The organism is Kitasatospora sp. NPDC004614 (assembly GCF_042873675.1).
Classification (GTDB): domain Bacteria; phylum Actinomycetota; class Actinomycetes; order Streptomycetales; family Streptomycetaceae; genus Kitasatospora.
Genome location: NZ_JBIALR010000024.1, coordinates 80,143 through 107,032 on the forward strand (window position 1 = coordinate 80,143; position 26,890 = coordinate 107,032).

Sequence of the window (26,890 nt, forward strand, 5' to 3'; positions counted from 1 at the left end):
GTGATTGACGAGACCCTCCTCGAGGCCGAGGAAAAGATGGAGAAGGCCGTCGGGGTCGCCAAGGACGACCTTGCCGCCATCCGTACCGGCCGTGCACACCCGGCGATGTTCGCCAAGATCGTCGCGGAGTACTACGGCGCCCTGACGCCGATCAACCAGCTGGCCTCGTTCTCCGTCCCGGAGCCGCGGATGGCCATGGTCACCCCGTTCGACAAGACCGCGCTGAAGGCCATCGAGACCGCGATCCGCGACTCGGACCTGGGCGTCAACCCGTCGAACGACGGCTCCGTCATCCGGGTGGTGCTCCCGCAGCTCACCGAGGAGCGCCGCCGCGAGTACATCAAGCAGGCCCGCGGCAAGGGCGAGGACGCCAAGGTCTCGGTCCGTTCCATCCGCCGCAAGGCGAAGGACGCGATCGACAAGCTGGTCAAGGACAAGGAGATCGGCGAGGACGACGGCCGCCGCGGCGAGAAGGAGCTCGACGACCTGACCGCCAAGTTCGTGGCGCAGATCGACGAGCTGCTCAAGCACAAGGAAGCCGAGCTGCTGGAGGTCTGACCCCAGACCCCCGCGCGTACGCCCCGGTCCGGCGGCTCTGTCCGCCCGGCCCGGGGCGCGGCTCGACCCGGGCCGGCACCAAACGGGTCACTCGCGGCGGCCTCCGGTATGGCACAGGGGGCGGCGCGGCACAGACTCAGTTCATGCCCCCCGCCCAGGAGACCTCCGTGGCCCAAACCGACCAGCAGCCCCGCAAGCCGCGCGGCGGCCGCAACCTGCCCGCCGCGATAGGTGTGGGAGTCGGCCTCGGGGCGGTGATCGCGGCCTCGCTGTTCGTGGTCAAGGCGGTCTTCATGGTGGTGGTGGCCGCCGCCGTCGCCGTCGGCATCTGGGAGCTCACCAGCCGGCTCGCCGAACGCAAGGACATCCACGTCCCGCAGATCCCGCTGCTGGTCGGCGGCGTCGGCATGGTGGTGACCGGCTACTTCGAGGGCGGCCAGTGGGCCGCCGCGATCCTGGCGCTCACCGGCCTGGCGATGATGGTCGCCCGGATGTCCACGCCGCCGGAGAACTACCTGCGCGACATAACGGCAGGCGTGTTCACCGCGTTCTACGTGCCCTTCCTGGCGACCTTCGTCGCGCTGATGCTGTCCGCCGACGACGGCGCCTGGCGGATCCTGCTGTTCCTGGTCGTCACGATCTGTTCGGACACCGGCGCGTACGCCGTCGGCTACAAGTTCGGGCGGACCAAGCTCGCCCCGACCATCAGCCCCGGCAAGACCCGCGAGGGCCTGGCGGGCGGCATCGGCCTGTCGATGATCGCCGGCGCGCTGCTGATGCACTTCCTGATCGACGGCGGCGCCTGGTGGCAGGGCCTGATCCTGGGCGGCTGCGCGGCCGTCACCGCGACCCTCGGCGACCTCGCCGAGTCCATGATCAAGCGCGACCTCGGCATCAAGGACATGGGCACCCTGCTCCCCGGCCACGGCGGCATCATGGACCGCCTGGACTCGCTGCTCCCGACCGCCCCGGTGGTCTGGCTGCTGCTCACGGTCTTCGTCGGCAACTGACGCGCGCGCGACCGCTACGGCCTCCGGTTTCCGGGGGCCGTTTTTCAGTTGAGCGCAGGCCGTCGGCCCGCTACCGTCCGCTGTGGCGGAGGGGGTGCGATGAGCAGACGGCGGTACGTGGCACGCGGCGTCCCGGGCGGGTACCGGATCTGGGACAACCGGTCGCGGCGGTGGTGGGGAGACCTGTACGAGCTGTGCCCGGACGAGCTGGTGGCGGGCCTGAACGCGGGAGTCGACCATCCGACGCTGACGGCGCTGCTCAAGCGGTACCGGGCGGCGAAGAGGTAGCGACGGGGCAGGGGCCGCGGTCTGCGACACTGGATGAACCATGCCTAAGCCCGGAGAACATCACAGGGCGAACGCAAAAAGGGCCCTCTACCAGCGGATTCACCGCTGAGAGAGGGCCCTTTCGTCTGCGCTGGGCCGTGCTGGGGCCGTCAGGTGGTCGGCTCACCCCGCCCGAAGAGCCGATCGACGGCCTTCCGTGCCCGGTCCTGGCTGTTCGGCATGAGGTGGGCGTACACCCGCAGCGTCAGGGCGGGGTCGGCGTGCCCCAGGTAGTCGCTGACGGCCCGGATGCTCTCCCCGGAGTCCAGCAGGACCGAGGCGTAGAAGTGCCGCAGCGCGTGCATGCCGTGCTCGCGGGCCGACGCGTACGACTCGCCCGGGCCCGGCGTCGGGATGAGCCCTGCGGCGGCAAGAGCGGGCTTCCAGTCCTGGATGTTGAAGTTGCTCTTCCAGACCAGACCGCCGGCGGTGTTGCTGAACAACAGGCGGAAGGTCACCGGCGGTCCGTCCGGGGTCTTCCACGGCAGCGTGACCGGGACGGGCTTGCACGAGTCCATGTGGGCCTGGACGGCGTCGGCCACCGAGTCGGGGAACGGGACGTCGCGCTCCTTGTTGCACTTCGGTGGGGCGAACACCGCCTTGCCCCTGATGAGCTTTACCTGTCGAAGGACCCGCACCGTCCCCGTCTCGAAGTCGAGCGCGTCATCCTCCGCCAGGCCGATGATCTCGCCCTGTCGAAGCCCGCACCCGGCCCCCAGGTCGGCCATCGCCCGGTACCGCTTCGGCAGGGCACCGCGCACCGCGAACACCTGCTCCGGAAGCCAGGGCACGATCCGGCGCGCCTCGACGGACGGGGGGCGGACCGACGCGGCGCCGCACGGGTTCCTGTTCAGGAGGCCGTCGTCCACGGCGGCCGACAGGACCGCCCGAACGTCCGAGTAGATGTTCCGGGCGTACCCGCCGGAGATCGGGCTCTGCTCCAGCTCCTTCACCAGCTCCTGGATGTGGGACGGCCGGAACGAGTCGAGCGGCCGGCGGCCGATCCTGGGGAACGCGTGCAGCCGGAGCCGGGTCTCCACCAGAACCTGGCTGGCGGGGTCCGTGGTCTGGGCCTTGAGCCACCGCTCCGCGAACTGCTGGAACGTCGTCCGGGCGGCCTTCGGATCGATGTACTGGCCGCGCGACATGTCGGCCTCGATCTCGGCCAGCCAGTTCTCCGCCCTGCGCCTTTGGCGGTCGGGGAAGCTTTTGGACTTCTCGTCTCCGTCGGGGCCGACGTAGCGGGCCCGGTAGCGCAGGCCTGTGCCGTATCGCTCGGTCTTGACGCGGCGGGGCTTGCCGTCGGGCCCGGTCTCGGTCTTGTACCAGCGGTCCTGTACGTGTCCTGCCATGGTCAGGCCGCCTCTCCGGTCTGGTTGGCCACCCACTGGGCGACCGCGTTGGGGTCGAACCGGAGGTGCCGGCCGATGCGGAATCCGAGTGGTCCGGGGCCGGTGCCCTTGCGCCGCCACTGGTAGACGGTCTCCAACGGGACGCCGAACAGGGCTGCCAGGTCTTCCGGGGTCAGGTAGCGCTGCGGCAGGGCGGGCAGCGCCGGGGGCTGAGGCGGGCTGAGCGGTCGGACGGCGCTGAGCCGCTGACGGCTGGTCATGGAACTGGTCTCCTGGCTTCAAGGGGCGGGGTGGCGAACTCACTTGGCGGTTAGGTCGCCACGCCCTACGGGGCAGCTGCTCTGCCGCGTGGGCGGCTGGGTGTCGAAAGGGCGTGTGGAGCGGTATTCGGGGGTTCGACGGTGGGTCCGCTAGACGCTAGGTCGCTGATCAGGGGCTATATGGGTCGCTAGCGGGCTTGCTAGGTCTAGCGAGGGTGGACGCTAGACCTAGCGACGCTTCCGGGGCCCGGCCGGGGCGCGGTGAGGATCGGGCCGGGCGTCGGGGCGTTCAGTTTCTGGATGTTGCCGGGGTGCCAGCGGTGTCAGGCCGGGGTGGGAGTGGGGCGGTGCTGTCCTAGGTGGGGATTTCTGCGTCACTGCGACACCTGCGTCACTCTTGGCCCTTGACCTGCGGTTTTCGGGTGACGCAGCGGCCTGCGGGTTTCGGTGCCTGCGTCACCGGGTGACGCGGGCTGTGTCGCGGGGTGACGCAGGTGTACGAACGGTGACGCAGGAAAATCCGTCTGCGTCACCCCTTCCGTCGCAGGTCAGGGGTCGTTTTTCGGCTCCGGTGTCGCAGGTGACGCAGCGTCTTCCTACTTAGGAAAAAGGAGGGGCAGTTCTTGTAGTGCGGCCGCGAGGTCGCGGAGCGCGGGCGGGCCGCGCGGTCGCATGACGCAGCCGGGTGCCCGGGCCCTGGTGGTGTCCGAGGTGGGGATTTCTGCGTCATCACGTCATGTTCGTCATGCGTGGCCCGTGACCTGCGGCTTTGCATGACGCAGCGGTCGGGGCGTGCGTCATGCGTCCGTCATGGCCTGCGTCATGGCATGACGCAGGTGTACGCACGATGACGCAGGGAAATCCGTCTGCGTCATGCCCTTCCGCGCAGGTCAGAGGCCGTTTTTCCGTCCGCATGACGAACATGACGCAGCGTCTTCCTACTTAGGAAAAAAGGAGGGGCTTTCTGTAGTGGGTCCGGTGCCCCTCAGGGCGAAAGGAGGAGCCGCTTCGCGGCACGACCTTCGGGCGGCTTCGCCGAACAGCAAGAGGAGCACCCGGGCGCCGGTGCTCTTCTTGCTGTTCGAGCGCGGGCAGTCCTGCGGGCGGGCCGGTCACTTGCGGGGCTTGGTCCAGGGCGCGCGTTCCCGGCTGCTGGACGGGGCGACGGCGGCGACGGCAGACAGGCCGGCGGGCAGCCGGTTGGCGGCCAGGTAGGCGCGGAACGCGTCGCGGGAGATGCGGACCTGGCCCCGGCCGTTGCCGACCCGGTAGGCGGCCAGATTGCCGCTGCGTGCCATGCGCCAGACGGTCTCCTGCGACAGCCGCAGGGCGAAGGCGACCTGGGGCACCGTGAGGCAGTCCATCAGGTCCGCCGGAGGGGTCGAGGTCTGGTCGGTGGCCGGGGTGGCGGGGGTGTGCATGCGGGCTCCTGGGTCGGGCAGTGGTGGGGTGGTGGTCGGCGGGTGCTCACGGTGTGGCGTGGCGGGCGCGTTCGAAGCTTTGGCCGGTGTGCCCGAAGGGCGGCTGTGCGGGGTCGAAACGACCGGCCCGCCCCGGGTGCTCACGGGCGCTCATCCGGCCGGTGCTGCCCGCTCAAGAGCGCTTCTCCGGCCCTTGGCGGGACTGTCAGGCGTGGCGTCAGAGTCGGGTGTCAGACGGTGTCAGCGGCCGTCTGACACCCCGTTTGCCTAGGGGTTTGGGTGTCAGGGGGTGTCAGGCGTCAGGAGGTGTCAGGGGTGTCAGAGCAGGGGCGGGCGGGGCGGCCGGAGAAGCGCTCTTAAGGGGCGGGGAACCGGCCCGGAAGCGTTCCCGAAGCGCCCGCTCGACGGCCCTGCCGGCGCTCGCTCCTGGATCAGGTACGGACACGCACGAGGCGTTTCCGTAGAGCGCTACCGGCCTTTCAGCCGCGATCGGGGAAGCGTTCCCGGGCTTCGGGAACGGTCCCGTGAGCGGGCCGTGAGCACCGCCGGGAGGGGTGACCGTTTCGGGTCCGCACCGGCCCGCTTCAGGCGCAGCGGCCCCGGCTGCGGGAAGCGCTTCCCGGGCTTCGGGAACGTACCCTTGAGCAGACCGTGAGCACCCCGCCCGAGGGCCTGCGCTTCGGCGACGCCCGGCCCCGTTTCAGGTCCGGCGGCGAGTGCTTCGGCGACAGCCCCGGGCGCTTCAGCTCTGCTTCGGTGAGCGGCCGGTGAGCGCTCGTGAGCGGGTCAGCTCACGCCGCCATCGTCTTCACACCGCGCACCGGGGACAGCGCCGGGGCGGACGCCGCGATCGGCGGCTGCGGGGCGGTGACGCCGAACATGTGGGTGATGATCGGGCCGAGCCGCAGCGCGAGGGGCCGCAGGTTCGAGGCTCGGTGGCCGGTGTAGATCTCCATGGCCATCTTGGCGAACTGGTCGGCCTCGGCCACGCCGGTGTCGGTCAGTGCGAACCACAGGTGGACCCTGACGCGCTCCTCGGTGTCCGGGCAGTCCAGGTCCTCACCCAGCAGGGCGGCGCTGGGCGCGAACAGCAGCCGCCCGAGGATCTCGGCGAACGTCAGGTTGATGGTGACCTGGACGGCCACGCGCGGGGTGGCCTCGGTCTCGTCCGAGTCGCCGAAGACGTCAACGAAGGGGCGGACCGGACCGGCGGTCAGTGGCTGAGTGGCAAGCGTTCCGTGCATGATGGAACTCCCTTCAAGGGACGTGGAGCGGTGTACTCACTTGGCGGTTAGGGCACCGCTCCACACGTTTTGGCAGGCCAGGGCGCAGCTTCTCCTGTTGAGCTACTGGCTCAACTGGTAGGTACAAGCTGCTGAGGAAGATGCTGCCGCTACGGACCGCCACCGTCAAGCCCATTGGTCCAACATGTAGGAACCAGTTGACTGGATGCGTCATGATGGACGCATGAGCTCTCAGCCGCTGTACCACCGCATCGCCGACGTTCTCCGGGGCGAGATCAGCTCTGGCGTGCTCGCCCCCGCTGACCGCCTGCCCTCTGAGCGGGATCTCTGCGACCGCTTCAAGGCCTCACGGAACACGGTCCGCTCGGGCCTGAAGGTTCTCGTGTCCGAGGGCCTGATCGCGCCCAGCCAGGGGCTGGGTTACGAGGTCAGGTCCCATGAGGTCTTCAACCTGAACGCCTCTCGCTTCGAGAACCTGACGTTCCCGCAGAACGGGGACGCCTACAACACGGACGTGACGCTGTCCGGCCGCCGGCCGCACCAGGAGTTCCGGGTGGAGATGCAGCCAGCGACCGCCGAGGTGGCCGAGCAGCTCGGCATCACGGAGGGCGCGACGACGGTCCTGCGCTTCTGCCACCGGTACGTTGACGACGTGCCGTGGTCGACGCAGGCCACGACCTACCCGGCGTGGCTGGTCGAAATGGCTCCGCGCCTGGCGGAGCCGGGAGACATCGCGGAGGGGACGACCCGCTACCTGGCGGGCGTCGGAGTTGAGCAGGTCGGCTACTTCGACGACATCTCGACCCGGATGCCAACCCCCGAGGAGGCCCGTCTGCTCCAGACCGGTGCCGGCGTGCCGGTGCTCGTCTGGCGGCGAACCGGCTACTCGGAGACGAAGCCGATCCGCTGCACGGTCACGACGTTCCGCGGCGACCTGAACCACATGAACTACGAGATCGGGAACCTGGTCGCGCGGGGCGGTGCCGAGTGATCATCGAGACTGCTACCCCCGCCGACCTTGACCACCTGCTGGCCTTCCGCCGAGAGGCAGCCAACTGGCTTTCGGCCCGGGGGAGTGACCAGTGGAGTCGGGACTACCCGGCAGACAAGCTGCTGGCCACGATCGAGGCTGGCACGGTCTTCATGCTGCGAGACGGGGCCGACACGGCCGGGACGATCACGGTGACGCCGGAGGAGGAGCCCGGGCTCTGGACTGAGGCTGAACTCAGCGAGCCGACCCGCTTCATCAACAAGCTGACCGTGGCCCGGTCGTACGCGGGTCGTGATCTCGGCGGACGCCTGCTCAACTGGGCGGGCACGCGCGCGGCCAGCGAGGGTGCCTTGTGGCTCAGGCTGGACGCGTGGACGACGAACGACCGTCTCCAGCGCTACTACCTGGACCACGGGTTCACCTACGTCCGGACGGTGCGGGAAGGCGGGGCCGTGAACGGCGGCCCTCGCGTCTCGGGTTGGCTGGCCCAGCGGGCCGCAGCTCCGGCCGAGCACGGGTTCGTGGACCGAACCGCCCAGGTCGTGGCCTGAGGACACGGCCCGCTCCGGGCCGCCTGTGGGCCGTCCGGAGGTGACCAACGATGACAGATGACGGCGGGTGTTGAGTTCGCTCCCCCTGGTGGGGCAAGGGCCAGCACTCGCGGTCTGCGACACTGGACGGACCATGCCTAAGCCCGGAGAACTGACCTTTGTCGCGCCGCGTGGCGCCAAGCCCCCGCGACACCTTGCCGACCTCAGCCCTGCCGAGCGCAAGGAGGCCGTCGCCGAGCTGGGCGAACAGCCGTTCCGCGCGAAGCAGCTGTCGAACCACTACTTCGGCCGGATGTCGAACGACCCGGAGAGCTGGACGGACATTCCGGCGGCCAGCCGGGGCAAGCTGACCGAAGCGCTGCTGCCCGAGCTGATGTCGGTGGTGCGGCACGTGTCGTGCGACGACGACGCGACCCGCAAGACGCTGTGGAAGCTGTTCGACGGCACGCTGGTCGAGTCGGTGCTGATGCGGTACCCGGACCGGGTGACGATGTGCATCAGCTCGCAGGCCGGCTGCGGCATGAACTGCCCGTTCTGCGCGACCGGCCAGGCCGGGCTGACCCGGAACCTGTCGACGGCCGAGATCGTCGAGCAGATCGCCGCCGGCATGCGCGACCTGAAGACCGGGACGGTTCCCGGCGGCGAGGCCCGGCTGTCCAACGTGGTGTTCATGGGCATGGGCGAGCCGCTGGCGAACTACAACCGGGTGCTGTCGGCGATCCGTCGCCTCACCGACCCGGCGCCGGACGGCTTCGGGCTCTCCCAGCGCGGCATCACGGTCTCCACGGTCGGCCTGGTCCCGGCCATGCACCGGTTCGCGGACGAGGGCCTGAGCTGCCGTCTCGCGCTGTCGCTGCACGCCCCCGACGACGAGCTGCGGGACGAGCTGGTCCCGGTGAACACCCGGTGGAAGGTCGCCGAGGTGCTGGAGGCCGCGTGGAACTACGCGGAGAAGTCCGGTCGCCGGGTGTCGATCGAGTACGCGCTGATCAAGGACATCAACGACCAGGCGTGGCGGGCGGACCTGCTCGGCCGGCTGATCAAGAACCAGCGGGTGCACGTGAACCTGATCCCGCTCAACCCGACGCCGGGTTCGAAGTGGACGGCCTCCCGCCCGGAGGACGAGCGCGAGTTCGTCCGTCGGCTGCAGGCGCACGGCGTGCCGACCACCGTCCGCGACACCCGCGGCCAGGAGATCGACGGCGCCTGCGGTCAGCTGGCCGCGGCGGGCTGAGGCCGCAGCAGCACGAACGCCCCGGTGGAAACCACCGGGGCGTTCCGCGTTCGTGGGTGCTACCTCAGCGGGCAGAGCGCCAGCGTCAGTCCGCCGGTCACCAGCAGGACGGTGCCGGCGGCGAGGGCGCGAAGGGCGAGGGTGCCGGTGAGCAGGCCGGGCGGGGTGCCGAGCCGGTCCAGGGTGGCGAGGGTGGTGCGGCGGTCGGCGCGCAGTTCCAGCAGCCGGGCGGCGAGCGCGGCGACGGCGCAGGCCAGGATCAGCAGCCCCTCGACCAGGGTGAGGGTGGGGACGTCGGCGTCGGCGCGGGCCCACTCGCGGCCGGCCACCAGCAGCAGCGCCGCGATCGCGGTGAGCACGGCCAGCGGCGTGCCGAGGCGGGGTGCCTGGGCGGTGAGCGCGCGGCCGGCCAGCAGGCGCAGCGGCGCGGGCCGGCGGATCACCATCAGCCGTCCGGCGAGGGCGAGCAGCGGGCCGGTCCACAGGGCGAGCGCGAGGGCGGCGAGCGTCCAGCCGGCCAGCAGGGCGGGGCTGGTGGCGGGCAGGCCGCCGGGCAGGTCGAGGGTCTTTTCGGCGTCGGTGGCGCCGGGCCGCAGTCCGTACAGTTCGAGGCCGATGCCGGCGAGCAGCAGCGGGCCCGGCAGGGCGAGCCGCCGGGCGCTCCAGCGAGCCGGGGCGGGTTCGGCGGGGCGGCCGGGCAGGGTGTCGGGGAACCGGACGGCGCAGGCCGCGGAGACTCCGGCGACCAGCGCGGGGACGGCGAGCAGGGTGACGGGTGCGGCGGTGGGCAGCGGGATGCCCATGCCGATGTCGGAGGCGAGCGAGGGCCCGGCGATGTCGTTGCGCAGCACCAGGAAGAGCACCAGGGTGAGCCCGGAGCCGAGGGCGTAGGCGAGGGCGATCTCGCCGGCGATCAGCAGCCGGATCCGGCGGGGGCCGGCGCCGGCGGCGGTGAGGCCGGTGATCCGCTCGGGGTGCTGGGCGGGGACGGCGCGGGCGGCGACGGCGGCGAACCAGGCGACGGCGGCCAGCGGGGGCAGGCACCACAGCAGCCGGTCGGCGCCGCCGGCGGGTTCGGCCAGGGCCCGGCCGAGGGCGCGCAGCAGGAAGGCGGCGACCACGGCGGCGGCGGTGGCGGTGAGCAGCCAGCGGACCAGGTCGGGGGCGCGGTAGCCGCGGGCGAGTCCGAGATAGTACACGTCGGCCTCTCAGCGCCCGGCGGGGACGGCGGCGGGTTCGGTCGCGATCCGGCCGTCGATCAGGTGGACGGTGCGGTCGGCGTAGCGGGCGAGTTCCGGGTCGTGGGTGGCGAGTACCAGCGTCAGGTGGTGGGAGCGGGCGGCGCTGGTCAGTATCCGGAGGACCTGCTCGCGGGCGTCGCGGTGCAGCGGCGCGGTGGGGTCGTCGGCGAAGACCACGGGCGGCTCGGGGGCGAGGGCGCGGGCGACGGCGATCCGTTGGCGGCGGTCCTGCGGGAGGTCGGCGGGCCGGAGCTTGGCGCAGTCGGCGACGTCGAGGCGGTCGAGCCATTCGGTGGCGGCCCGGTGGGCGGCCCGGTGGCCGGCGCCGGCCAGCAGCAGGGGCAGGGCGACGTTCTCACGGGCGGTCAGTTCCGGTACCAGGTGCGGTTCGGGGCCGACGTAGCCGAAGCGTTCGCGGCGCAGCCGTTCGCGTCCGGCCCGGCCGAGGGTGTGCACGGGGGAGCTGTGGAACCAGACCTCGCCCTCGTCGACCGGGAGTTGCGCGGACAGGCAGCCGAGCAGGGTGGACTTGCCGGAGCCGCGCGGGCCGGTGACGGCGAGCATCTCGCCCTCGCGGACGCGGAGGGAGACGCCGCGCAGTGCGGGGGTGCCGTAGTGGGACTTGACGATCCCTCGGGCCCAGAGCACGTCGTTGTCGGGCGGGGCCGCTGACATGTGATCCATCCAGGTGCCGACGGGGATATGACAGTCGTCAGATTAGAACGATCGGACGGTGGTGCGGGTGCGCCGCACTGGCCCGAACGGGGGCGAATCGCCGCGAAAGCGGCGTGTTGCCCGCAGATTTGCTTCCGGATACGCCGAAGGGCGGTCCCGACGTGAGGAGTCGGGGCCGCCCTTCGGTGGAGGGTGGGGAAGAAAGCTCAGGTGATCAGATCTTCGCCCACGCGTCGGTCAGGCTGGTCCGCAGGATCTGCTCGATCTCGTCGAAGGTCGACTGGTCGGAGATCAGCGGCGGGGCCAGCTGGATGACCGGGTCGCCACGGTCATCGGCACGGCAGTACAGGCCGTTGTCGAACAGCGCCTTCGACAGGAAGCCGTACAGAACGCGCTCGACCTCTTCGTCGTTGAACGACTCCTTGGTGACCTTGTCCTTGACGAGCTCGATGCCGTAGAAGTAGCCGTTACCGCGAACGTCGCCGACGATCGGCAGGTCGCGCAGCTTGTTCAGGGTGCCGAGGAACTTCGACTCGTTGTCGAGGACGTGCTGGTTCAGGCCCTCACGCTCGAAGATGTCGAGGTTGGCCAGCGCCACCGCGGAGGACACCGGGTGACCACCGAAGGTGTAGCCGTGCAGGAAGGTGTTGTCACCCTTGTAGAACGGCTCGGCCAGGCGGTCCGAGATGATCGTGGCGCCGATCGGGGAGTAACCCGAGGTCATGCCCTTGGCGCAGGTGATCATGTCGGGCATGTAGTTGAACTTCTCGGCGCCGAACATGGTGCCCAGGCGGCCGAAGGCGCAGATGACCTCGTCCGAGACCAGCAGCACGTCGTGGCGGTCGCAGATCTCGCGCAGGCGCTGGAAGTACCCGGGCGGCGGCGGGAAGCAGCCACCGGCGTTCTGCACCGGCTCGACGAAGACGGCGGCGACGGTCTCGGCGCCCTCGTTGAGGATGGCCACCTCGATCTCGTCGGCGCACCAGCGGCCGTAGGCCTCGGGGTCGACCGTGCCGTCGGGGCCCTCGAGGAAGGCCGGGGCGCGGTAGATGTTGGTGTTCGGGGCCTTGTGGGTGCCCGGAACCAGCGGCTCGAACGGGGCCTTCAGGCCCGGCAGGCCGGTGATCGACAGGGCGCCCTGCGGGGTGCCGTGGTAGGCGACCGCGCGGGAGATGACCTTGTACTTGGTCGGCTTGCCGGTCAGCTTGAAGTACTGCTTGGCGAGCTTCCACGCGGTCTCGACGGCCTCGCCGCCACCGGTGGAGAAGAAGACCTTGTTCAGGTCGCCCGGGGCGTAGTTGGCCAGGCGCTCGGCCAGCTCGACGGCCTTCGGGTGGGCGTAGCTCCACACCGGGAAGAAGGCGAGCTCCTTGGCCTGCTTGGCAGCGGCCTCGGCCAGCTCCTCGCGGCCGTGGCCGGCCTGGACGACGAACAGGCCGGCGAGCCCGTCGAGGTACTTGCGCCCCTTGTCGTCCCAGACGTAGGTGCCCTCGCCCCGGACAATCGTCGGCACGGGGGAGTTCTCGTACGACGACATGCGGGTGAAGTGCATCCACAGGTGGTCGTAGGCGGTCTTGGAAAGGTCCTTCTGCGCCGGCTCGGCTGTCATCGGGTGCCCCAGGTGTAGGTCTGTTTCCGGAGCTTCAGGTAAACGAAGCTCTCGGTGCTCCGCACGCCGGGAAGCGAGCGGATGCGCTTGTTGATCAGTTCGAGGAGGTGTTCGTCGTCCTCGCACACCAGCTCTGCGAGGAGGTCGAACGAGCCCGCGGTGCAGACCACGTAGTCGACCTCGTCGAACGCGGCCAGCGCGTCCGCGACCGGCTCGATGTCGCCCTCGACCCGGATGCCCACCATCGCCTGGCGGGTGAAGCCGACGGTGAGGGGATCGGTCACGGCGACGATCTGCATCACGCCCTGGTCGAGCAGCTTCTGGACGCGCTGTCGAACGGCCGCCTCGGACAGGCCTACAGCCTTGCCGATGGCGGCGTACGGACGGCGCCCGTCCTCCTGGAGTTGCTCGATGATCGCCTTGGAGGCGGCGTCGAGGGGAACGCTGGCGTTCCGGTCACGGTTGGCCACGCCGACACTGTGCCCGACATGGCAAGGATTCGCAAGCGGTGGTTCTGCTGATTTCGTCGTCGATCCGATGATCAAGAACGAAATGCGTGGCGCTCCGGGCGGGTCCCTGTCGATTCCGGCAGTGTCGGAGGTAGTCTGACGACGTACACGCGCGAGCGTGCACACCGCCGATCGTGGCTTGTCGCTTACATGCTGTGTCTGCGCCGGTCCGGAGTAATCTGGCGCCCGGGGATGCAACGAGGCAGGCCCAGACCGAGGAGAGACCCGTGAGCGAGCTTCGTACGCTGCGCAACTACATCAACGGTGAGTTCGTCGACGCGGCGGACGGCCGCACCCTCGACATCGTCGACCCGACCACGGGTGAGGTGTACGCGACCTCCCCGCTGTCCGGTGCCGCCGACGTGGACGCCGCGATGGAGGCCGCGGCCGCCGCGTTCCCGATCTGGCGGGACTCCACCCCGTCCACCCGGCAGAAGCTGCTGCTCAAGATCGCCGACGCGGTCGAGGCCCGGGCCGACGAGATCGTCGACGCCGAGGTCCGCAACACCGGCAAGCCGCGCGCGCTGACCCTCTCCGAGGAGATCGGCCCGATGGTCGACCAGCTGCGCTTCTTCGCCGGTGCCGCCCGCCTGCTGGAGGGCAAGGCCGCGGGCGAGTACATGGACGGGATGACCTCGATCATCCGCCGCGAGCCGGTCGGCGTCTGCGCGCAGGTCGCGCCGTGGAACTACCCGATGATGATGGCCGTGTGGAAGTTCGCCCCGGCGATTGCCGCGGGCAACGCCGTGGTTCTCAAGCCGTCCGACACCACCCCCGCCTCCACCGTGCTGCTGGCCGAGATCATCGGCGGCGTGCTGAAGGAGATGGAGCTGCCGGCCGGCATCTTCAACGTGATCTGCGGCGACCGTGAGACCGGCCGCCTGATGGTCGAGCACCACACCCCGGCGATGGCCTCCATCACCGGCTCGGTCCGGGCCGGCATGCAGGTCGCCGAGTCCGCCGCGAAGGACGTCAAGCGCGTCCACCTGGAGCTCGGCGGCAAGGCCCCCGTGGTGGTCTTCGACGACGCCGACATCGCCGAGGCCGTCGAGGGCATCTCGGTCGCCGGCTACTTCAACGCCGGCCAGGACTGCACCGCCGCCACCCGCGTGCTGGTGCACGAGTCGATCCACGACGCGTTCGTCGAGGCGCTCGCCAAGGCCGCCAAGGACATCAAGACCGGTGGCGTGGACGACGAGGACGTGCTCTACGGCCCGCTCAACAACGCCAACCAGCTGAAGCAGGTCACCGGCTTCATCGAGCGCCTGCCCGAGCACGCCAAGGTCGAGGCCGGCGGTCACCGGGTCGGCGAGGTCGGCTACTTCTACGCTCCGACCGTGGTCTCCGGCCTGAAGCAGGACGACGAGATCATCCAGAACGAGGTCTTCGGCCCGGTCATCACCGTGCAGAAGTTCACCGACGAGGAGCAGGCCGTCAACTACGCCAACGGCGTCGAGTTCGCGCTCGCCTCCTCGGTGTGGACCAAGGACCACGCCCGCGCGATGCGGATGTCCCGCCGCCTGGACTTCGGCGCGGTGTGGATCAACACCCACATCCCGCTGGTCGCCGAGATGCCGCACGGTGGCTTCAAGAAGTCCGGCTACGGCAAGGACCTGTCGTCCTACGGCTTCGAGGACTACACCCGGATCAAGCACGTCATGACCGCGATCTGACGCGGTAGCGGACGGAAGAGGGGCGCGAGGAACTGGGCCACCGACCATCGCTCTACGTGAGTGCATGGTCGGGCGCGCAGTTCCTCGCGCCCCTTCACGTTGTCAGGGTGCGACACGAGCTCCGTGACACGATGCAGCTGCCCCGGGAGGAGCCGGCTCCCTACGCTGGGCGCATGAGCACTCCCACCGCTGACTCGGTCGCCGGGCAGGCCGTCAAGGCCGCCGATCGTGCGCACGTCTTCCACTCGTGGTCCGCCCAAGCACTGATCGACCCCCTCGCGGTGGCCGGTGCCGAGGGCTCCTACTTCTGGGACTACGACGGCAACCGCTACCTGGACTTCTCCTCGCAGCTGGTGAACACCAACATTGGTCACCAGCACCCGAAGGTGGTCGCCGCGATCCAGGCGAAGGCCGCCCAGCTGTGCACCATCGCCCCGGGCTTCGCCGAGGAGTCGCGCAGCGAGGCCGCGCGGCTGATCGCCGAGCGCACCCCCGGCGACCTGGACAAGATCTTCTTCACCAACGGCGGCGCCGAGGCGAACGAGAACGCGATCCGGATGGCCCGGCTGCACACCGGCCGGCACAAGGTGCTCTCCACCTACCGCTCGTACCACGGCGCCACCGCCAACGCGATCGCCCTGACCGGCGACCCGCGCCGCTGGGCGAACGAGGCCGGCGTCTCCGGCATCGTGCACTTCTGGGGCCCGTACGCCTACCGCTCGAACTTCCACGCCGAGAACGAGGCGCAGGAGTGCGAGCGTGCGCTCGCGCACCTGGAGCAGACCCTCGCGTTCGAGGGCCCGGGCACCGTCGCGGCGATCATCCTGGAGACCGTGGTCGGCACCGCGGGCATCCTGGTGCCGCCGGCCGGCTACCTGGCGGGCGTGCGGGAGATCTGCGACAAGTACGGGATCGTGTTCATCCTGGACGAGGTGATGGCCGGGTTCGGCCGCACCGGCGAGTGGTTCGCCGCCGACCACTGGGGCATCACCCCCGACCTGCTGACCTTCGCCAAGGGCGTCAACTCCGGCTACCTGCCGCTCGGTGGCGTGGCGATCTCCGGGGCGATCGCCGAGACCTTCGCGCAGAAGGCGTTCCCCGGCGGCCTCACCTACTCCGGCCACCCGCTGGCCTGCGCCTCCGCGGTCGCCACCATCAACACGATGGCCGAGGAGGGCATCGTGGAGAACGCCAAGCACATCGGCGAGAACGTGCTCGGCCCCGGCCTGCGCGAGCTGGCGGAGCGGCACCCCTCGATCGGCGAGGTCCGCGGCCTCGGCGTGTTCTGGGCGCTCGACCTGGTGAAGAACCGTGAGACCCGCGAGCCGCTGGTGCCCTACAACGCGGCCGGCGCCGACAACGCGCCGATGGCGCAGCTCGCCGCGGCCTGCAAGCAGCGCGGCCTGTGGCCGTTCACCAACATGAACCGCTTCCACGTGGTCCCGCCGTGCAACATCAGCGAGGAGGACGCCAAGACCGGCCTGGCCGTCCTCGACGAGGTGCTCACCCTCACCGACGCGCACGTGATCTGACGACATGTTGGCAACGAAGGGGCCCCGGGCGACCGCCCGGGGCCCCTTCGTGCTGAAGTCAGCACACCACGCGCAGATATGTACGATGATCGGCTTAAACTTGGCACGATCTTGGGGGAATCATGGGGGGACAGGGCTTTCAGGTTCATCCGGAACAGTTGGAGAGGTACGGGCAACTGATCCACGATCAGATTGCTCGGGTCGAAGCGGTGCGCTCCAGGCTCGCGGGCTTCCCGCTGGCCCCGGAGGACTTCGGCAAGCTGCCCGGCTCCGGATCGCTGCACCAGGCGTACCTGGAGCACGCGCAGGCCGAGGGGCAGAACTTCACCGACCTGACGGAACTGCTCGACGGCGCTGGGGAGGCGCTGCACGGGGTGGCCGGGCACTATCGGGACACCGACGAGGAACTCGCAGTCGGACTGGGGGGCCAGCCGTGAGCAGGCTCGCGATCAACGACTTCGGCCAGGTCGGCGAGGCCTACAAGTGGACCCGGGACCGGGTCGACGTGATCACCGCGCCATTGCCAGACCTGAGCAACCCGGTCAGCGAGGGGCTGGACGCCGGTCTCGACCACATCGTCAAGGCCGCGCTCGACGCCACCGGCCTCATGGGCATGCTGGAGAAGGTCACCGGCAACCTGGCCGAACTGACCGCCGCCGCCCAGGAGTGGCAGGCCCAGGCCAAGGAGATGCGCGCCATTGCCGCAGATCTGCGGGCCGGCGCCGCACCGCTGGCCGAGGACTGGCGCGGCGACGCCTCCGTATCCTTTGCCGGATACATGGGCGAGGTGGTCGAGAGCATCGACGCGACCGCGGCCGACATGGAGCAGGTCGCACAGATCATCGGGCAGGGCGCGGCCCAGTGCCAGCTCGCCGAGAACCTGGTGATCGGCATCATCCGGGAGGCGATCGAGACCCTGATCGTCAGCCTGGCCGTCATGGTGGTCATCGACATCGTCACGGTCGGCCTGGCCACCATCGTGGAGGCCTTGGTCGCCGAGGCCGAGATCGCGATCTTCATCGCTCGGGTTGAGAAGGTCTCGGTCGACCTCGCCAAGGCGTTGAGGACGCTTCAGAAGGCTGTCAAGGACCTGCGCACCATCGACCGCAACCGTAAGGGCCTGCAGAAGGCGACGGAGGCGGCCAAGGCGGTCCGCAAGATGGGCAAGAAGCCCTTGAAGGCCGGCTGGGGTGTGATCAAGAACGCCGATGACCTGCCGCTGGAGGAGCGCCTGTTGAAGGCGGGCGTGCAGATCGGAGTCAAGCAGGTGTTCTCCCCGATCAAGGGCGGCACCAAGGCGGTGATTGGCGCCGGTATCGGTGCGGGCGACTACGGCGGCCTGCTCGGGGACACCTTCCGCGACGACCGCAACGTCGACACGGTCACCGGCGCCCTCGACGGTCCCGGCAAGCCACAGCCCTACCGGGTTCCGAAGAACCGCATCGAGGAGGCTTTCGGATGAACCATCTCCCGTACGACACCCCGCCGACGTACGGCACCGTCCAGTACGGCGGACAGCACCTGTCGGAGATCGTCCATCTGCTCGCCCCCGGCGAGCAAGTGCGCGGCATCGTGGACGCCGACCTCTGCGACCTGATCCGCCGCCCCCCGCGCCGCTACCGTAAGGAGCGCTTCGGGCGGGGCGCCGAGGCTGGGGTCGGCTGCCTGTCCGTGGTGCTCGACTTCGGAGGGTTCCTCTCCGACCTGGTCGAGGACTGCACCTGGGGCCTGATCCGCACCTTCCGCCGGCTCTTCCGCGGCCGCGGTCTTACCCGCGGCTGGCAGAGTCAAGCCGGACAGTTCGTCATCGCGGTGCGTTCCGCCCATGGCGACTTCGACAACGACGACGTGCTGATGGTCTTCACCGACCGGCGGATTCTACTGGCCGCCACCGCGGTCAACAGCCGCACCATGTACGCCCTCGGCGACCTGCCCTACGCCCACCTGGTCCGGGTCGAGCCCCGGCACACCTGGCTCTCCAACCGCGCCGACCTGCACCTCGCGGACGGCTCGCTGGCCGCGCTGGAGATCTACGAGGAGGAACTCGCCGGGCTGGTCGCCCTCGGACCGCGCTGATTCCAGGGTGCGTCGCTGACATCGTGTCAGCGGCGCACCGCGTCCAGCGCCAGCAGTGCGACGTGCAGGGAGAGGCAGGACTCCACCTGGTCCAGGTCGACGCCGAGGATGCGTTCGACCTTGTGGAGGCGGTCGTAGAAGGACGGGCGGGACAGGTGGGCGGCGTCCGCGGCGGCGGACTTGTTGCGGCCCTGTTCCAGGTAGATGCGCAGCATCTGCACCAACTGGCCGCCGTGCTCGGCGTCGTAGGCGAGGAGGGGGCCGAGCTCGCGTTCCACGTAGGTCTGCAGGCGCTCGTCGTCGCGCAGCAGGTGCAGGAGGCCGCGCAGGCGGACGTCGGGGAGACGGTAGTAGGCGGCCCGGCTGCCGGGGGCGTCGTGCAGGGCGGCGTCGGCGACCTGGGTGGCTTCCAGCAGGGCGCGGCGGGCGTCGCGGACCGAGCCCACCGAGGAGCCGACCGCTATGACCGGTTCGGCGGCCGCGCCGTCCCGGCCGGCCTCGGCGGACAGCCGGCGCAGCGCCGCGGCGAAGGCCTCCAGCGAGGTGTGTTCGTCCTGCTGCGAGCCGAGCGCGATCAGGACGCCCACGCCCTCGTCGTCCAGCGCGCCGACCAGGGCGGAGAGCCGGGCGGAGCGGATCGCGGTGGCGGCCAGTTCGGTGAAGTCGCGCAGGCGGGCCTGCGCCTCCAGGGCGGCGGGGAGCGGACCCTGACGCTGCCTCAGCACCACGCCGACCAGGCGGCGGCCCTCCAGCGGGACGCCGAGCGCCTGGGCGCGCAGCGACACCTCGGAGACGGTGAGGGCGTGGGTGAGGATGCCCGACAGCAGGGTGCGGTGGGTCTGCCGCTCCAGCGACTCGCGGTCGCGGACCACCAGCCGGTTCAGCGCGAGGGTGGCCGCGCCGCGCTCCAGCAGCATCGCGTGCTTGTGCGGCATGTCCTGGGGGAGCGGCGCGGGCTCGTCGACCAGTACCAGTCGGCCCCAGTCCTGGCCGCGCGCGCCGACCGTGGTGACCAGCCAGCCCGAGCGCGGGTCGTAGCCGGTGCGGCCGGGCGGGTGGACGCCGCGCGAGCGGTGCTCCCAGTTCTCCAGCAGCTCCTGCTCGCCGCGGCCCGCCGTGTCGTGCGCCAGCACCTGGTGGGCCAGGTTCTCCAGCACCACCGGCGCGCCCGCCATCCGGCCGACCTGCCGGACCACCTCGGAGGGCTCCGCGCCCTCGGTGGCCAGCTCGTTGAACACCTGGTGCACCGCCTCGGACACGCGCAGCTGCTCCAGCTGCGCGTTCACCACCAGCGCGTGCACCGCCTCGGTCACCGCGACGAACTTCAGCTCGCGGCGCAGCACCACCAGCGGCAGGTTGTGACGCTCGGCGGCCGCCACCAGCGCGCGTGGCAGCGAGTCGAAGTAGCGCCGGCCGAACTCGATCACCAGCCCGGCCACCCCGACCTCGGCCAGCTCCCGCACGTACCGGGCCAGCCCCTCCCGGTCCTCCGGGAGCGCGATGCCGGTGGACAGCACCAGCTCACCGCCGTGCAGCAGCCCCGCCAGGTCCGGCAGCTCGCTGACGTGCACCCAGCGCACCGGCCGCTCCAGCGCGGAGGCGCCGGCCACCACCTGGGGCAGGCCGCGCCGCATCACGTCGAGATCGAGCACGCGGGCGACGGTGGGGAGCATCGCGGATACCTCCAGGGGTTTCAGGGTGTCAAGTGAATCATGCTCGTGAGCAACGCCCTGTCGCCCAGGTGCGGGCCTTGCAGCGTGTAAGGAGGGTCGGGAGGGCCGTTGCTGAGTGACGCTTGCCCCGGCCACCCGAATCGAGGCATCGTCGGCCGGGTCGAGTAGGCAATGGAGGCAACTCATGGACCTGACCAGCTTCAACGACGGCGCGCAGTACATCGCGGGCCGCTTGACCCGAGCCTCCGGCGGTGAGCCGTTCAGCGTGGTCAACCCCGCCGACGGCAGCACCGTCCAGCAGGTCGAGCTCGCCACCACCGCCGATGTCGACGCCGCGGTCGCCGCCGCCCGCGCCGCGTTGCCCGAGTGGTCCGGCGCCACCCCCGGCGCCCGCTCGGAGGCGCTGAACCGGCTGGCCGGCATCCTCGGCGAGCGGGCCGGCCAGTTCGCCCGGGTGGAGACCGCGCAGACCGGCAAGCCGATCAAGCTGTCCACCGAGTTCGACGTCCCCGGCACCATCGACAACACCGCGTTCTTCGCCGGCGCCGCCCGCAACCTCGAAGGCAAGGCCGCCGGCGAGTACAGCGGCGACCACACCTCGTACGTGCGCCGCGAGGCGATCGGCGTGATCGGCAGCATCGCGCCGTGGAACTACCCGCTGCAGATGGCCGCCTGGAAGATCCTCCCGGCCATCGCGGCCGGCAACACCATCGTCCTCAAGCCCGCCGAGCTCACCCCGCTCACCTCGCTGATGTTCGCCCGGGCCTGCACCGACGCCGGCATCCCCGACGGCGTCGTCAACGTCATCACCGGCGCCGGACGCACCGCCGGCGAGCATCTGATCGGCCACCCCGACGTCGCCATGGTGTCCTTCACCGGCTCCACCGCCGTCGGCAAGCGGGTCGCCGAGATCGCCACCGCCACCGTCAAGCGCACCCACCTCGAACTCGGCGGCAAGGCCCCGTTCGTGGTCTTCGACGACGCCGACCTGGACGCCGCCGTGCACGGCGCCGTCGCCGGCTCGCTGATCAACAGCGGCCAGGACTGCACCGCCGCCACCCGCGCCTACGTCCAGCGCCCGCTGTACGACGCCTTCGTGGCCGGCGTCGCCGAGCTGTACGCCGCGATCCGCCTCGGCGACCCGATGAACCCGCAGACCGACCTGGGCCCGCTGGTCTCCTTCGCCCACCGCGACCGCGTCGCCGGCTTCGTCGAACGCGCCCGTGCCTACGCCACCGTGGTCACCGGAGGCCCCGCCGACGGCAAGGGCCACGACGGCACCGACCTCACCCTCGGCGCCTACTACCGCCCCACCCTGATCGCCGGCGCCGCCCAGGACAGCGAGGTCGTCCAGGGCGAGATCTTCGGTCCCGTGCTCGTCGTGCTGCCCTTCGACAGCGACGAGGAGGGCCTGCGGCTCGCCAACGACACCCCCTACGGCCTGGCCGCCTCCGCCTGGACCCGCGACATCCACCGCTCGCTGCGCGCCACCCGGGAGATCGCCGCCGGCTGCGTCTGGGTGAACGACCACATCCCGATCATCAGCGAGATGCCGCACGGCGGATACAAGGCCTCCGGCTACGGCAAGGACATGTCGCAGTACTCGCTGGACGAGTACACCCAGGTCAAGCACGTCATGTTCGACACCACCGCGGTCGCCCGCAAGGACTGGCACCGCACCATCTTCGGCGACCGCTGACCACGCGGGCGGCGCAGCGTGTCGGGCAGCCGCGCCGCCGCACCGGGCGGCCCGGGCGGCCCACACTGTCCCCATGGACACCAGCACCGCCGACCCCGGGCCACCCGCCCTGGACCCGCACGCCGACCGCACCCGGCTGCTCACCGACGCCCAGCCGTACTGCCTGCAGCACGCCCTCGCACTCGCCGGAGCCGACGCGCTCCGGCTGCACGGCCTGCCCGTCCGGCTGCACGGCACCGACCTGCTGCTGGTCTGCGCCGGCGGCCCGCCGCTCGCCGACCTCGCCACCGGACTCGCCGAAACGCTGCGCGCCGCCGGACACCGCACCGAGGACACCCCCGGCACCGCCCGCCGCCACCAACTCGCCGTCACCGCCTCCGGAGGACTCGGGCTCCCGGACCCGGCCCGGCCCGCGCTCGGCATCGAACTGCGGCGCGAACCGCTGCGCCACCCGCCGGTGCTGTCCGACGGCGCCCCGCTTCCGGTCGCCGCGCTGGAGGACACCGCCGCGCTCGCCGTCCTCACCCTCTGCGAACGCGCGCTGCCCACCGACCTGTTCGCCCTGCACGCCCTGACCGCCCGGCTGCGCGAAGGCCAACTCCTCGCCCTGGCAGGCGCGTTCGACGAGGAGTTCACCCCCGGGATGCTCGCCGACCGGCTGGAGAGCGCCGCCGCGCTGCTCCCGGCCGGCGCCGCCGACATCCGGCGGTGGGCCGAGACCTGGGCCCAGGACCTGCGGCTCGACCTGCTGGAGACCACCGAACTCGCCGACGGGCTGCACGACCCCTACCTGGACGCCGTCGACGATAATTCCGAGGCTCCCGACGACCTGTAAGGGTGAATCGCGGTTCTCCGTCAGGGTGCTCGTTGAGTGGACCAAGTACGCGGAGCAGACTGGACAACGAGCGCGGGACGTCCGTGGACAGTCGGAGGCAGAGACCTTGAGCAAGCACATCACGCACTGGATCGGCGGCCAGCCCGTCGCCACCGCCGGAACCGCGCCCCGCCGGGGCGACATCTTCGACCCGGCCACCGGCCAGACCACCGGCCAGGTCGACTTCGCCGAGATCGCCGAGGTCGACCAGGCGGTCGCCGCGGCCGCCCAGGCATTCACCAGCTGGCGCAAGGCGTCCATCGCCAAGCGCACCCAGGTGCTGTTCAACTTCCGCGAGCTGTTCAATGCCCGCAAGGACGAACTCGCCGCGATCATCGTCGCCGAGCACGGCAAGGTGCACTCCGACGCCCTCGGCGAGCTCGCCCGCGGCCAGGAAGTCGTCGAGTACGCCTGCGGCATCCCGCAGCTGATCAAGGGCGGCTTCACCGAGCAGGCCTCCACCGGCGTCGACGTCTACTCGATCCGCCAGCCGCTCGGCCCGGTCGCGATCATCTCGCCGTTCAACTTCCCGGCCATGGTGCCGATGTGGTTCTTCCCGATCGCGATCGCGGCCGGCAACACGGTCGTCCTGAAGCCCTCGGAGAAGGACCCGTCCGCCGCCAACTTCATCGCCGAACTGTGGAAGGAAGCGGGCCTGCCCGACGGCGTCTTCAACGTCGTGCACGGCGACAAGGTCGCGGTCGACCGCCTGCTGGAGCACCCCGACATCAAGTCGGTCTCCTTCGTCGGCTCCACCCCCATCGCCCGCTACGTGTACGAGACCGGCACCCGCTACGGCAAGCGCGTGCAGGCCCTCGGCGGCGCCAAGAACCACATGCTGGTGCTCCCCGACGCCGACCTCGACCTGGCCGCCGACGCCGCCATCAACGCCGGCTTCGGCGCGGCCGGCGAGCGTTGCATGGCCGTCTCCGTGCTCGTCGCCGTCGACCCGATCGGTGACGAACTCGTCGCCAAGATCAAGGAGCGGATGGCCACCCTCAAGGTCGGCCCCGGCTGCAACGGCGACTCCGAGATGGGCCCGCTGGTCACCGGCCAGCACCGCGACAAGGTCACCTCCTACGTCGAGTCCGGCGTCGCCGACGGTGCCGAACTCGCCGTCGACGGCCGCAAGCACGCCATCACCGGCGAGGACGCCTCGGGCGCCCCCACCGCCGACGGCTTCTGGCTCGGCCCCACCCTGTTCGACCACGTCAAGCCGGGCATGTCCGTCTACAACGACGAGATCTTCGGCCCGATCCTGTCGATCGTCCGGGTCCCCTCCTACGACGAGGGCCTGGAACTGATCAACAACAACCCGTACGGCAACGGCACCGCCATCTTCACCAACGACGGCGGCGCGGCCCGGCGCTTCCAGAACGAGGTCGAGGTCGGCATGGTCGGCATCAACGTGCCGATCCCCGTCCCCGTCGCCTACTACTCGTTCGGCGGCTGGAAGGCCTCGCTGTTCGGCGACAGCCACGCGTACGGCGCCGACGGCGTCCAGTTCTTCACCCGCGGCAAGGCCGTCACCCAGCGCTGGCTCGACCCCTCGCACGGCGGCATCAACCTCGGCTTCCCCACCAACAGCTGAGAACGCCGTACGAGCCGAACGGCCGGCCCCCTGCCCGGGGCCGGCCGTTCGGCGTTCCGCTATTCCGTGCTGTTGTTCTTCACCTGCCGGCGCACCGTCGCCCGCACCGCCCGCGACACCACCGGGCCGAGGCCGTCCACCACCTCGACCAGCACCCCCAGCTGGTCCAGCGCCCCGAACGCGCCCGCCGCGCCCGCCGGGTCCACACCGTCGTACAGCTCCAGGCCGATGAACCCGGCCGTCACCGCCTGCGCCAGCCCCTTCAGGTCGAGGAACTCCGCCAGCGGATGACCGACGAACAGCCGGACCAGGACGGCCTCGATCTCCACCGTCCACAGTCGCAGCGCCTCGGCCGTCACCTCCGCCAGCTGCGGATAGCCCTTCGCCCCCGCCAGGAACTGCTCCAGCAGCGCGACGTTCCCCTCCTCCTGCTCCCGCGCGTGCAGCTCCCGGCCGACCGTCAGCAACTCGCGCAGCGACCGCACCTCCGCGAACCGCTCGCGGTACCGCTCCAGCCGCAGACCCGTCTCGCGCAGCGCCGCCGCAGCGAGCAGCCCCTCCACCGTCTTGAAGTGGTAGAACACCAGCGCCTGATTGGCCCCGATCTCCCCGGCGATGGTCCGCGCCGACACCCCCGCGATCCCCTGCCGCTTGAGCGCACTGATCGCCGCATCCATCAATCGCTCACGTGTGTCGCTCATGGGCCGCAGCGTAGCCGCCGGTCGTTGTCGCACTACATCCGGAAGCTCTCGCGCACCGGACGGACATGGCGCGGAATCCCCTCCGCCCCCACCCGCGGGTACTCCGCCGTGAACCACCCCTGGTACCCCAGCACCAGCCCCACCAGCGGATTGCTCACCCGCACCTTGATCCGGAACCGCCCCGCCTCGTCGTCGAACCACTCGTGCAACTCCGCCCGCCCCGTCAGCAACTCCGGCACCACCGGCGCCCCCACCAGCGGCGCCAAGCGCTGCGCCGCCGAGGAGATCGTCAACCCGCCACGCGCTGTCACCCCCAGCCGCAGATCCACCGCCAGCTCCTGATGCGTGCCCAGATAGTCGAGCACCGTCCCCGGCCGGCCCGCCGCCGCGACCATCGTCGCGTCGAACCGCCGCGGCCGGGTGAACTGGAACGTCCGCACGAACGTCACCGTCTCCCGCCCGAACCCGTCCCGGTACGCGTAATTGGCGATCGTGAACGGAATGTCCCGCCCCTGCTCCGGAAACAGGATGTTGCGGCGCGCCCCCACACGGAGAAACGGCACCAGCAGCCGCGACCCGCGCTCGATCCGATCCATTCGTCCCGTGCCGATGCAGGCGATCCCGTCCGCACTGGAGAAGCCGAACCGGCGCTGCAACTCCGGGTGCAGACGCTCGAAGTCCGCGCCGAGCGCCGCATGGAAGATCGAACGAGTCGGAGCCGCGGCGGTGGGGGAGCCGGCCGGGTCGGTGACGGCAAGGGTGACTGTCATGGCTGCTCCAGGGTGATCGTGCCCAGGTTCCTGCTGGGTCGGCGTGGGGAGAGGTGCTTCCGGCTCGTAGAACTCGTAGAACTCGTAGAACTCGTAGAAGGAGCGGAGCGGTCGGACGGTGGGGCGAGCGCCGTCAGGAGACGGGGTGCGCGGGCGGCGGCCCGGCCGCGAGCACTCGGACGCGGGCGACGACGACAGCGGCGGGCAGCCGGAGTGAGCGGCGAGGGCGGGACGAGCGCCGCGAACACCAGCATCACCCCCGCCGTGAGCACGCCCGCGACGGCCTGCCCCGTGACCGCCGCATCCACCACCCCCGCCAGCACCACAGCTCCCGCCCGGACCGCCACCTCGGCCAGCCCGTGCCACAACGCCCGCTCCGGCGAGATCCCGCGCTCCGCCCACAGCCGCAGCCGGTCGAACGACCAGGCCGTCAGCCACCCCACGAACGGCCGCACCAGCCAGCGGTCCAGCTGCGCACCGCCGGGCCAACGCCAACTGCGGTAGTCGTAGCCGGTGACGAACGCGACGTGGGGCTCTCCGTCCGCCGACGTCCCATCAGCCGCCGGGCCCTCGGAACCGCTGGGCAGGTAGCGCCAGTACCCCGCACCCTCCCGCAGCGGGGACCAGCCCGAGTCGGACGCGAAGCGCAACGCACTCACCCGCTGCCCGTCCGGTCGCCGCCGCTCGGCCGTGGTGACCCCGCTTCCCGTCAGCGCCGGCCCGCTTGCCAGCCCCAGCAGGTACCGGAACCGGACCGGCTCCGCTCCCTCCGCCGTCCCCTTCTCCGTCCCCTTCTCCGCACCGGACTCGGGCGGGTGCTCGCTCCGCGCGCCCTGCTCGCTCCGCGCGCCCTGCTCGCCCTGCTCGCCCTGCTCGCTCGGGGAGTTCAGGTAGTCGATGCGGCTGAATCGGGCGTCCCATCGCTGGTGGTGCCACGGCCGCTGGGTGAGCTCCCAGAGCGTGTCCAGATCCGTGCGGATCGACAGCTCCACATAGATCGGTTTGGTCGGGCGTCGCCCCTGACCAGGCATGAATGTCCCCCTGTTCCGAGTTTGAGCGATCGCTCAACGCTTGGCGCGGCCATCATGGCAGAGGTTTGAGCGACTGCTCAAGAGTTGGCGCTGCGGGGTGGATGGCGGGGTGCCCGCGGGAGGTGTTTGCACCTGGGGCGGATCTGGCGTAGTGTTCACTGGTCGCTCGGCAGGGAGCACCGGACACGCAATCTGTGTGGACGGTCCCGGGGCGGCCAATCCCTGAGAACCACCCAGTTGATCCGTGACGGGTCGCGTCCTTTTCGCGTCTCCGTTCGTATTTGCTGT

Annotated in this window: 26 protein-coding genes; 14 read left to right on the forward strand and 12 right to left on the reverse strand. The window is 70.7% G+C overall.

All coding sequences use genetic code 11. The features are described from left to right. The 3 genes from frr to ACFYST_RS32765 all read left to right on the forward strand — a co-directional run bounded on the left by frr (nt 1) and on the right by ACFYST_RS32765 (nt 1,856). Nucleotides 1-558: a ribosome recycling factor gene (gene frr, locus ACFYST_RS32755; RefSeq protein ID WP_014138333.1), complete on the forward strand. Its 558-nt coding sequence runs from the start codon at nt 1-3 to the stop codon at nt 556-558. Continuing rightward, a complete protein-coding gene (locus ACFYST_RS32760; protein WP_387649388.1) occupies nt 555-1,568 on the forward strand; it encodes a phosphatidate cytidylyltransferase in 1,014 nt (337 codons plus the stop codon). The genes frr and ACFYST_RS32760 overlap by 4 nt, the downstream gene beginning before the upstream one ends. Before the next feature lie 99 nt (nt 1,569-1,667). Then, complete coding sequence (locus ACFYST_RS32765) at nt 1,668-1,856, forward strand: hypothetical protein (protein ID WP_387649337.1); 189 nt, start codon at nt 1,668-1,670, stop codon at nt 1,854-1,856. A gap of 149 nt (nt 1,857-2,005) precedes the next feature. Here ACFYST_RS32765 and ACFYST_RS32770 read toward each other — a convergent pair whose 3' ends face one another. From ACFYST_RS32770 to ACFYST_RS32785, 4 genes are all read right to left on the reverse strand, one after another. Beyond that, nucleotides 2,006-3,247: a tyrosine-type recombinase/integrase gene (locus ACFYST_RS32770; protein ID WP_387867659.1), complete on the reverse strand. Its 1,242-nt coding sequence runs from the start codon at nt 3,245-3,247 to the stop codon at nt 2,006-2,008. Nucleotides 3,248-3,249: 2 nt separating this feature from the next. After that, complete coding sequence (locus ACFYST_RS32775; RefSeq protein ID WP_387867660.1) at nt 3,250-3,507, reverse strand: helix-turn-helix domain-containing protein; 258 nt, start codon at nt 3,505-3,507, stop codon at nt 3,250-3,252. 1,112 nt (nt 3,508-4,619) lie between these two features. Then, the gene (locus ACFYST_RS32780) at nt 4,620-4,928 is read right to left on the reverse strand and encodes a helix-turn-helix domain-containing protein (protein ID WP_387867661.1); all 309 of its coding nucleotides are present in this window, start codon (nt 4,926-4,928) and stop codon (nt 4,620-4,622) included. Nucleotides 4,929-5,719: 791 nt separating this feature from the next. After that, entirely contained in the window at nt 5,720-6,172 is a 453-nt protein-coding gene (locus tag ACFYST_RS32785; RefSeq protein WP_387867664.1) for a hypothetical protein, read from the reverse strand. A gap of 223 nt (nt 6,173-6,395) precedes the next feature. On the opposite strand from ACFYST_RS32785, the gene ACFYST_RS32790 reads away from it, so the two are divergent. From ACFYST_RS32790 to rlmN, 3 genes are all read left to right on the forward strand, one after another. Next, on the forward strand, nt 6,396-7,163 hold the full coding sequence (locus ACFYST_RS32790; protein ID WP_387867667.1) for a GntR family transcriptional regulator: 768 nt from the start codon (nt 6,396-6,398) through the stop codon (nt 7,161-7,163). Then, nucleotides 7,160-7,714 (forward strand): GNAT family N-acetyltransferase, encoded by a 555-nt coding sequence (locus ACFYST_RS32795; protein WP_387867669.1) that lies wholly within the window; start codon nt 7,160-7,162, stop codon nt 7,712-7,714. Before ACFYST_RS32790 ends, ACFYST_RS32795 begins: the two co-directional genes overlap by 4 nt. Nucleotides 7,715-7,847: 133 nt before the next feature. Beyond that, nucleotides 7,848-8,948, forward strand: coding sequence for a 23S rRNA (adenine(2503)-C(2))-methyltransferase RlmN (rlmN, locus tag ACFYST_RS32800; protein ID WP_387867670.1), 1,101 nt, complete (start codon nt 7,848-7,850; stop codon nt 8,946-8,948). Nucleotides 8,949-9,007: 59 nt separating this feature from the next. Here rlmN and ACFYST_RS32805 read toward each other — a convergent pair whose 3' ends face one another. The 4 genes from ACFYST_RS32805 to ACFYST_RS32820 all read right to left on the reverse strand — a co-directional run bounded on the left by ACFYST_RS32805 (nt 9,008) and on the right by ACFYST_RS32820 (nt 12,943). After that, on the reverse strand, nt 9,008-10,147 hold the full coding sequence (locus ACFYST_RS32805) for a hypothetical protein (RefSeq protein ID WP_387867672.1): 1,140 nt from the start codon (nt 10,145-10,147) through the stop codon (nt 9,008-9,010). A gap of 9 nt (nt 10,148-10,156) precedes the next feature. Next, nucleotides 10,157-10,864, reverse strand: coding sequence for an ABC transporter ATP-binding protein (locus ACFYST_RS32810; protein ID WP_387649343.1), 708 nt, complete (start codon nt 10,862-10,864; stop codon nt 10,157-10,159). A 214-nt stretch (nt 10,865-11,078) separates the two neighbouring features. Beyond that, nucleotides 11,079-12,473, reverse strand: coding sequence for an aspartate aminotransferase family protein (locus ACFYST_RS32815; protein WP_387649345.1), 1,395 nt, complete (start codon nt 12,471-12,473; stop codon nt 11,079-11,081). Then, nucleotides 12,470-12,943, reverse strand: coding sequence for an Lrp/AsnC family transcriptional regulator (locus tag ACFYST_RS32820; protein ID WP_014138339.1), 474 nt, complete (start codon nt 12,941-12,943; stop codon nt 12,470-12,472). The genes ACFYST_RS32815 and ACFYST_RS32820 overlap by 4 nt, the downstream gene beginning before the upstream one ends. Nucleotides 12,944-13,209: 266 nt before the next feature. On the opposite strand from ACFYST_RS32820, the gene ACFYST_RS32825 reads away from it, so the two are divergent. The 5 genes from ACFYST_RS32825 (at nt 13,210) to ACFYST_RS32845 (ending at nt 18,263) form a co-directional block, all read left to right on the forward strand. Next, nucleotides 13,210-14,655, forward strand: coding sequence for a gamma-aminobutyraldehyde dehydrogenase (locus ACFYST_RS32825; RefSeq protein WP_387649349.1), 1,446 nt, complete (start codon nt 13,210-13,212; stop codon nt 14,653-14,655). Between the two features lie 173 nt (nt 14,656-14,828). Continuing rightward, entirely contained in the window at nt 14,829-16,187 is a 1,359-nt protein-coding gene (locus ACFYST_RS32830) for an aspartate aminotransferase family protein (RefSeq protein ID WP_387867674.1), read from the forward strand. A 209-nt stretch (nt 16,188-16,396) separates the two neighbouring features. Beyond that, nucleotides 16,397-16,624, forward strand: coding sequence for a hypothetical protein (locus ACFYST_RS32835; RefSeq protein WP_387649353.1), 228 nt, complete (start codon nt 16,397-16,399; stop codon nt 16,622-16,624). Next, nucleotides 16,621-17,649 (forward strand): WXG100 family type VII secretion target, encoded by a 1,029-nt coding sequence (locus ACFYST_RS32840; protein ID WP_387867677.1) that lies wholly within the window; start codon nt 16,621-16,623, stop codon nt 17,647-17,649. The genes ACFYST_RS32835 and ACFYST_RS32840 overlap by 4 nt, the downstream gene beginning before the upstream one ends. Then, nucleotides 17,646-18,263: a hypothetical protein gene (locus tag ACFYST_RS32845; RefSeq protein ID WP_387867678.1), complete on the forward strand. Its 618-nt coding sequence runs from the start codon at nt 17,646-17,648 to the stop codon at nt 18,261-18,263. The genes ACFYST_RS32840 and ACFYST_RS32845 overlap by 4 nt, the downstream gene beginning before the upstream one ends. Before the next feature lie 26 nt (nt 18,264-18,289). Here ACFYST_RS32845 and ACFYST_RS32850 read toward each other — a convergent pair whose 3' ends face one another. After that, nucleotides 18,290-19,936, reverse strand: coding sequence for a PucR family transcriptional regulator (locus ACFYST_RS32850; RefSeq protein WP_387867681.1), 1,647 nt, complete (start codon nt 19,934-19,936; stop codon nt 18,290-18,292). Between the two features lie 184 nt (nt 19,937-20,120). On the opposite strand from ACFYST_RS32850, the gene ACFYST_RS32855 reads away from it, so the two are divergent. From ACFYST_RS32855 to ACFYST_RS32865, 3 genes are all read left to right on the forward strand, one after another. After that, a complete protein-coding gene (locus tag ACFYST_RS32855) occupies nt 20,121-21,635 on the forward strand; it encodes a gamma-aminobutyraldehyde dehydrogenase (protein ID WP_387649363.1) in 1,515 nt (504 codons plus the stop codon). Between the two features lie 73 nt (nt 21,636-21,708). Continuing rightward, on the forward strand, nt 21,709-22,470 hold the full coding sequence (locus tag ACFYST_RS32860) for a hypothetical protein (protein WP_387867684.1): 762 nt from the start codon (nt 21,709-21,711) through the stop codon (nt 22,468-22,470). Nucleotides 22,471-22,576: 106 nt separating this feature from the next. Beyond that, entirely contained in the window at nt 22,577-24,100 is a 1,524-nt protein-coding gene (locus tag ACFYST_RS32865) for a CoA-acylating methylmalonate-semialdehyde dehydrogenase (protein ID WP_387649369.1), read from the forward strand. Between the two features lie 59 nt (nt 24,101-24,159). Here the strand turns inward: ACFYST_RS32865 and ACFYST_RS32870 are convergent, their stop codons facing one another. The 3 genes from ACFYST_RS32870 to ACFYST_RS32880 are packed head-to-tail and all read right to left on the reverse strand — an operon-like array spanning nt 24,160 to nt 26,602. Beyond that, entirely contained in the window at nt 24,160-24,801 is a 642-nt protein-coding gene (locus ACFYST_RS32870) for a TetR/AcrR family transcriptional regulator (RefSeq protein ID WP_387867687.1), read from the reverse strand. Between the two features lie 32 nt (nt 24,802-24,833). Continuing rightward, nucleotides 24,834-25,571 (reverse strand): DUF4166 domain-containing protein, encoded by a 738-nt coding sequence (locus ACFYST_RS32875; protein WP_387649374.1) that lies wholly within the window; start codon nt 25,569-25,571, stop codon nt 24,834-24,836. Continuing rightward, a complete protein-coding gene (locus ACFYST_RS32880; protein ID WP_387867689.1) occupies nt 25,568-26,602 on the reverse strand; it encodes a hypothetical protein in 1,035 nt (344 codons plus the stop codon). The genes ACFYST_RS32875 and ACFYST_RS32880 overlap by 4 nt, the downstream gene beginning before the upstream one ends. Nucleotides 26,603-26,890: the final 288 nt, after the last annotated feature.

Coding starts and splice junctions, on each gene's coding strand:
- ACFYST_RS32765 (WP_387649337.1), top strand. CDS start 1,668: ATGAGCAGACGGCGGTACGTGGCACGCGGCGTCCCGGGCGGGTACCGG.
- ACFYST_RS32770 (WP_387867659.1), bottom strand. CDS start 3,247: ATGGCAGGACACGTACAGGACCGCTGGTACAAGACCGAGACCGGGCCC.
- ACFYST_RS32775 (WP_387867660.1), bottom strand. CDS start 3,507: ATGACCAGCCGTCAGCGGCTCAGCGCCGTCCGACCGCTCAGCCCGCCT.
- ACFYST_RS32780 (WP_387867661.1), bottom strand. CDS start 4,928: ATGCACACCCCCGCCACCCCGGCCACCGACCAGACCTCGACCCCTCCG.
- ACFYST_RS32785 (WP_387867664.1), bottom strand. CDS start 6,172: ATGCACGGAACGCTTGCCACTCAGCCACTGACCGCCGGTCCGGTCCGC.
- ACFYST_RS32790 (WP_387867667.1), top strand. CDS start 6,396: ATGAGCTCTCAGCCGCTGTACCACCGCATCGCCGACGTTCTCCGGGGC.
- rlmN (WP_387867670.1), top strand. CDS start 7,848: ATGCCTAAGCCCGGAGAACTGACCTTTGTCGCGCCGCGTGGCGCCAAG.
- ACFYST_RS32810 (WP_387649343.1), bottom strand. CDS start 10,864: ATGTCAGCGGCCCCGCCCGACAACGACGTGCTCTGGGCCCGAGGGATC.
- ACFYST_RS32815 (WP_387649345.1), bottom strand. CDS start 12,473: ATGACAGCCGAGCCGGCGCAGAAGGACCTTTCCAAGACCGCCTACGAC.
- ACFYST_RS32830 (WP_387867674.1), top strand. CDS start 14,829: ATGAGCACTCCCACCGCTGACTCGGTCGCCGGGCAGGCCGTCAAGGCC.
- ACFYST_RS32845 (WP_387867678.1), top strand. CDS start 17,646: ATGAACCATCTCCCGTACGACACCCCGCCGACGTACGGCACCGTCCAG.
- ACFYST_RS32850 (WP_387867681.1), bottom strand. CDS start 19,936: ATGCTCCCCACCGTCGCCCGCGTGCTCGATCTCGACGTGATGCGGCGC.
- ACFYST_RS32855 (WP_387649363.1), top strand. CDS start 20,121: ATGGACCTGACCAGCTTCAACGACGGCGCGCAGTACATCGCGGGCCGC.
- ACFYST_RS32860 (WP_387867684.1), top strand. CDS start 21,709: ATGGACACCAGCACCGCCGACCCCGGGCCACCCGCCCTGGACCCGCAC.
- ACFYST_RS32870 (WP_387867687.1), bottom strand. CDS start 24,801: ATGAGCGACACACGTGAGCGATTGATGGATGCGGCGATCAGTGCGCTC.
- ACFYST_RS32875 (WP_387649374.1), bottom strand. CDS start 25,571: ATGACAGTCACCCTTGCCGTCACCGACCCGGCCGGCTCCCCCACCGCC.
- ACFYST_RS32880 (WP_387867689.1), bottom strand. CDS start 26,602: ATGCCTGGTCAGGGGCGACGCCCGACCAAACCGATCTATGTGGAGCTG.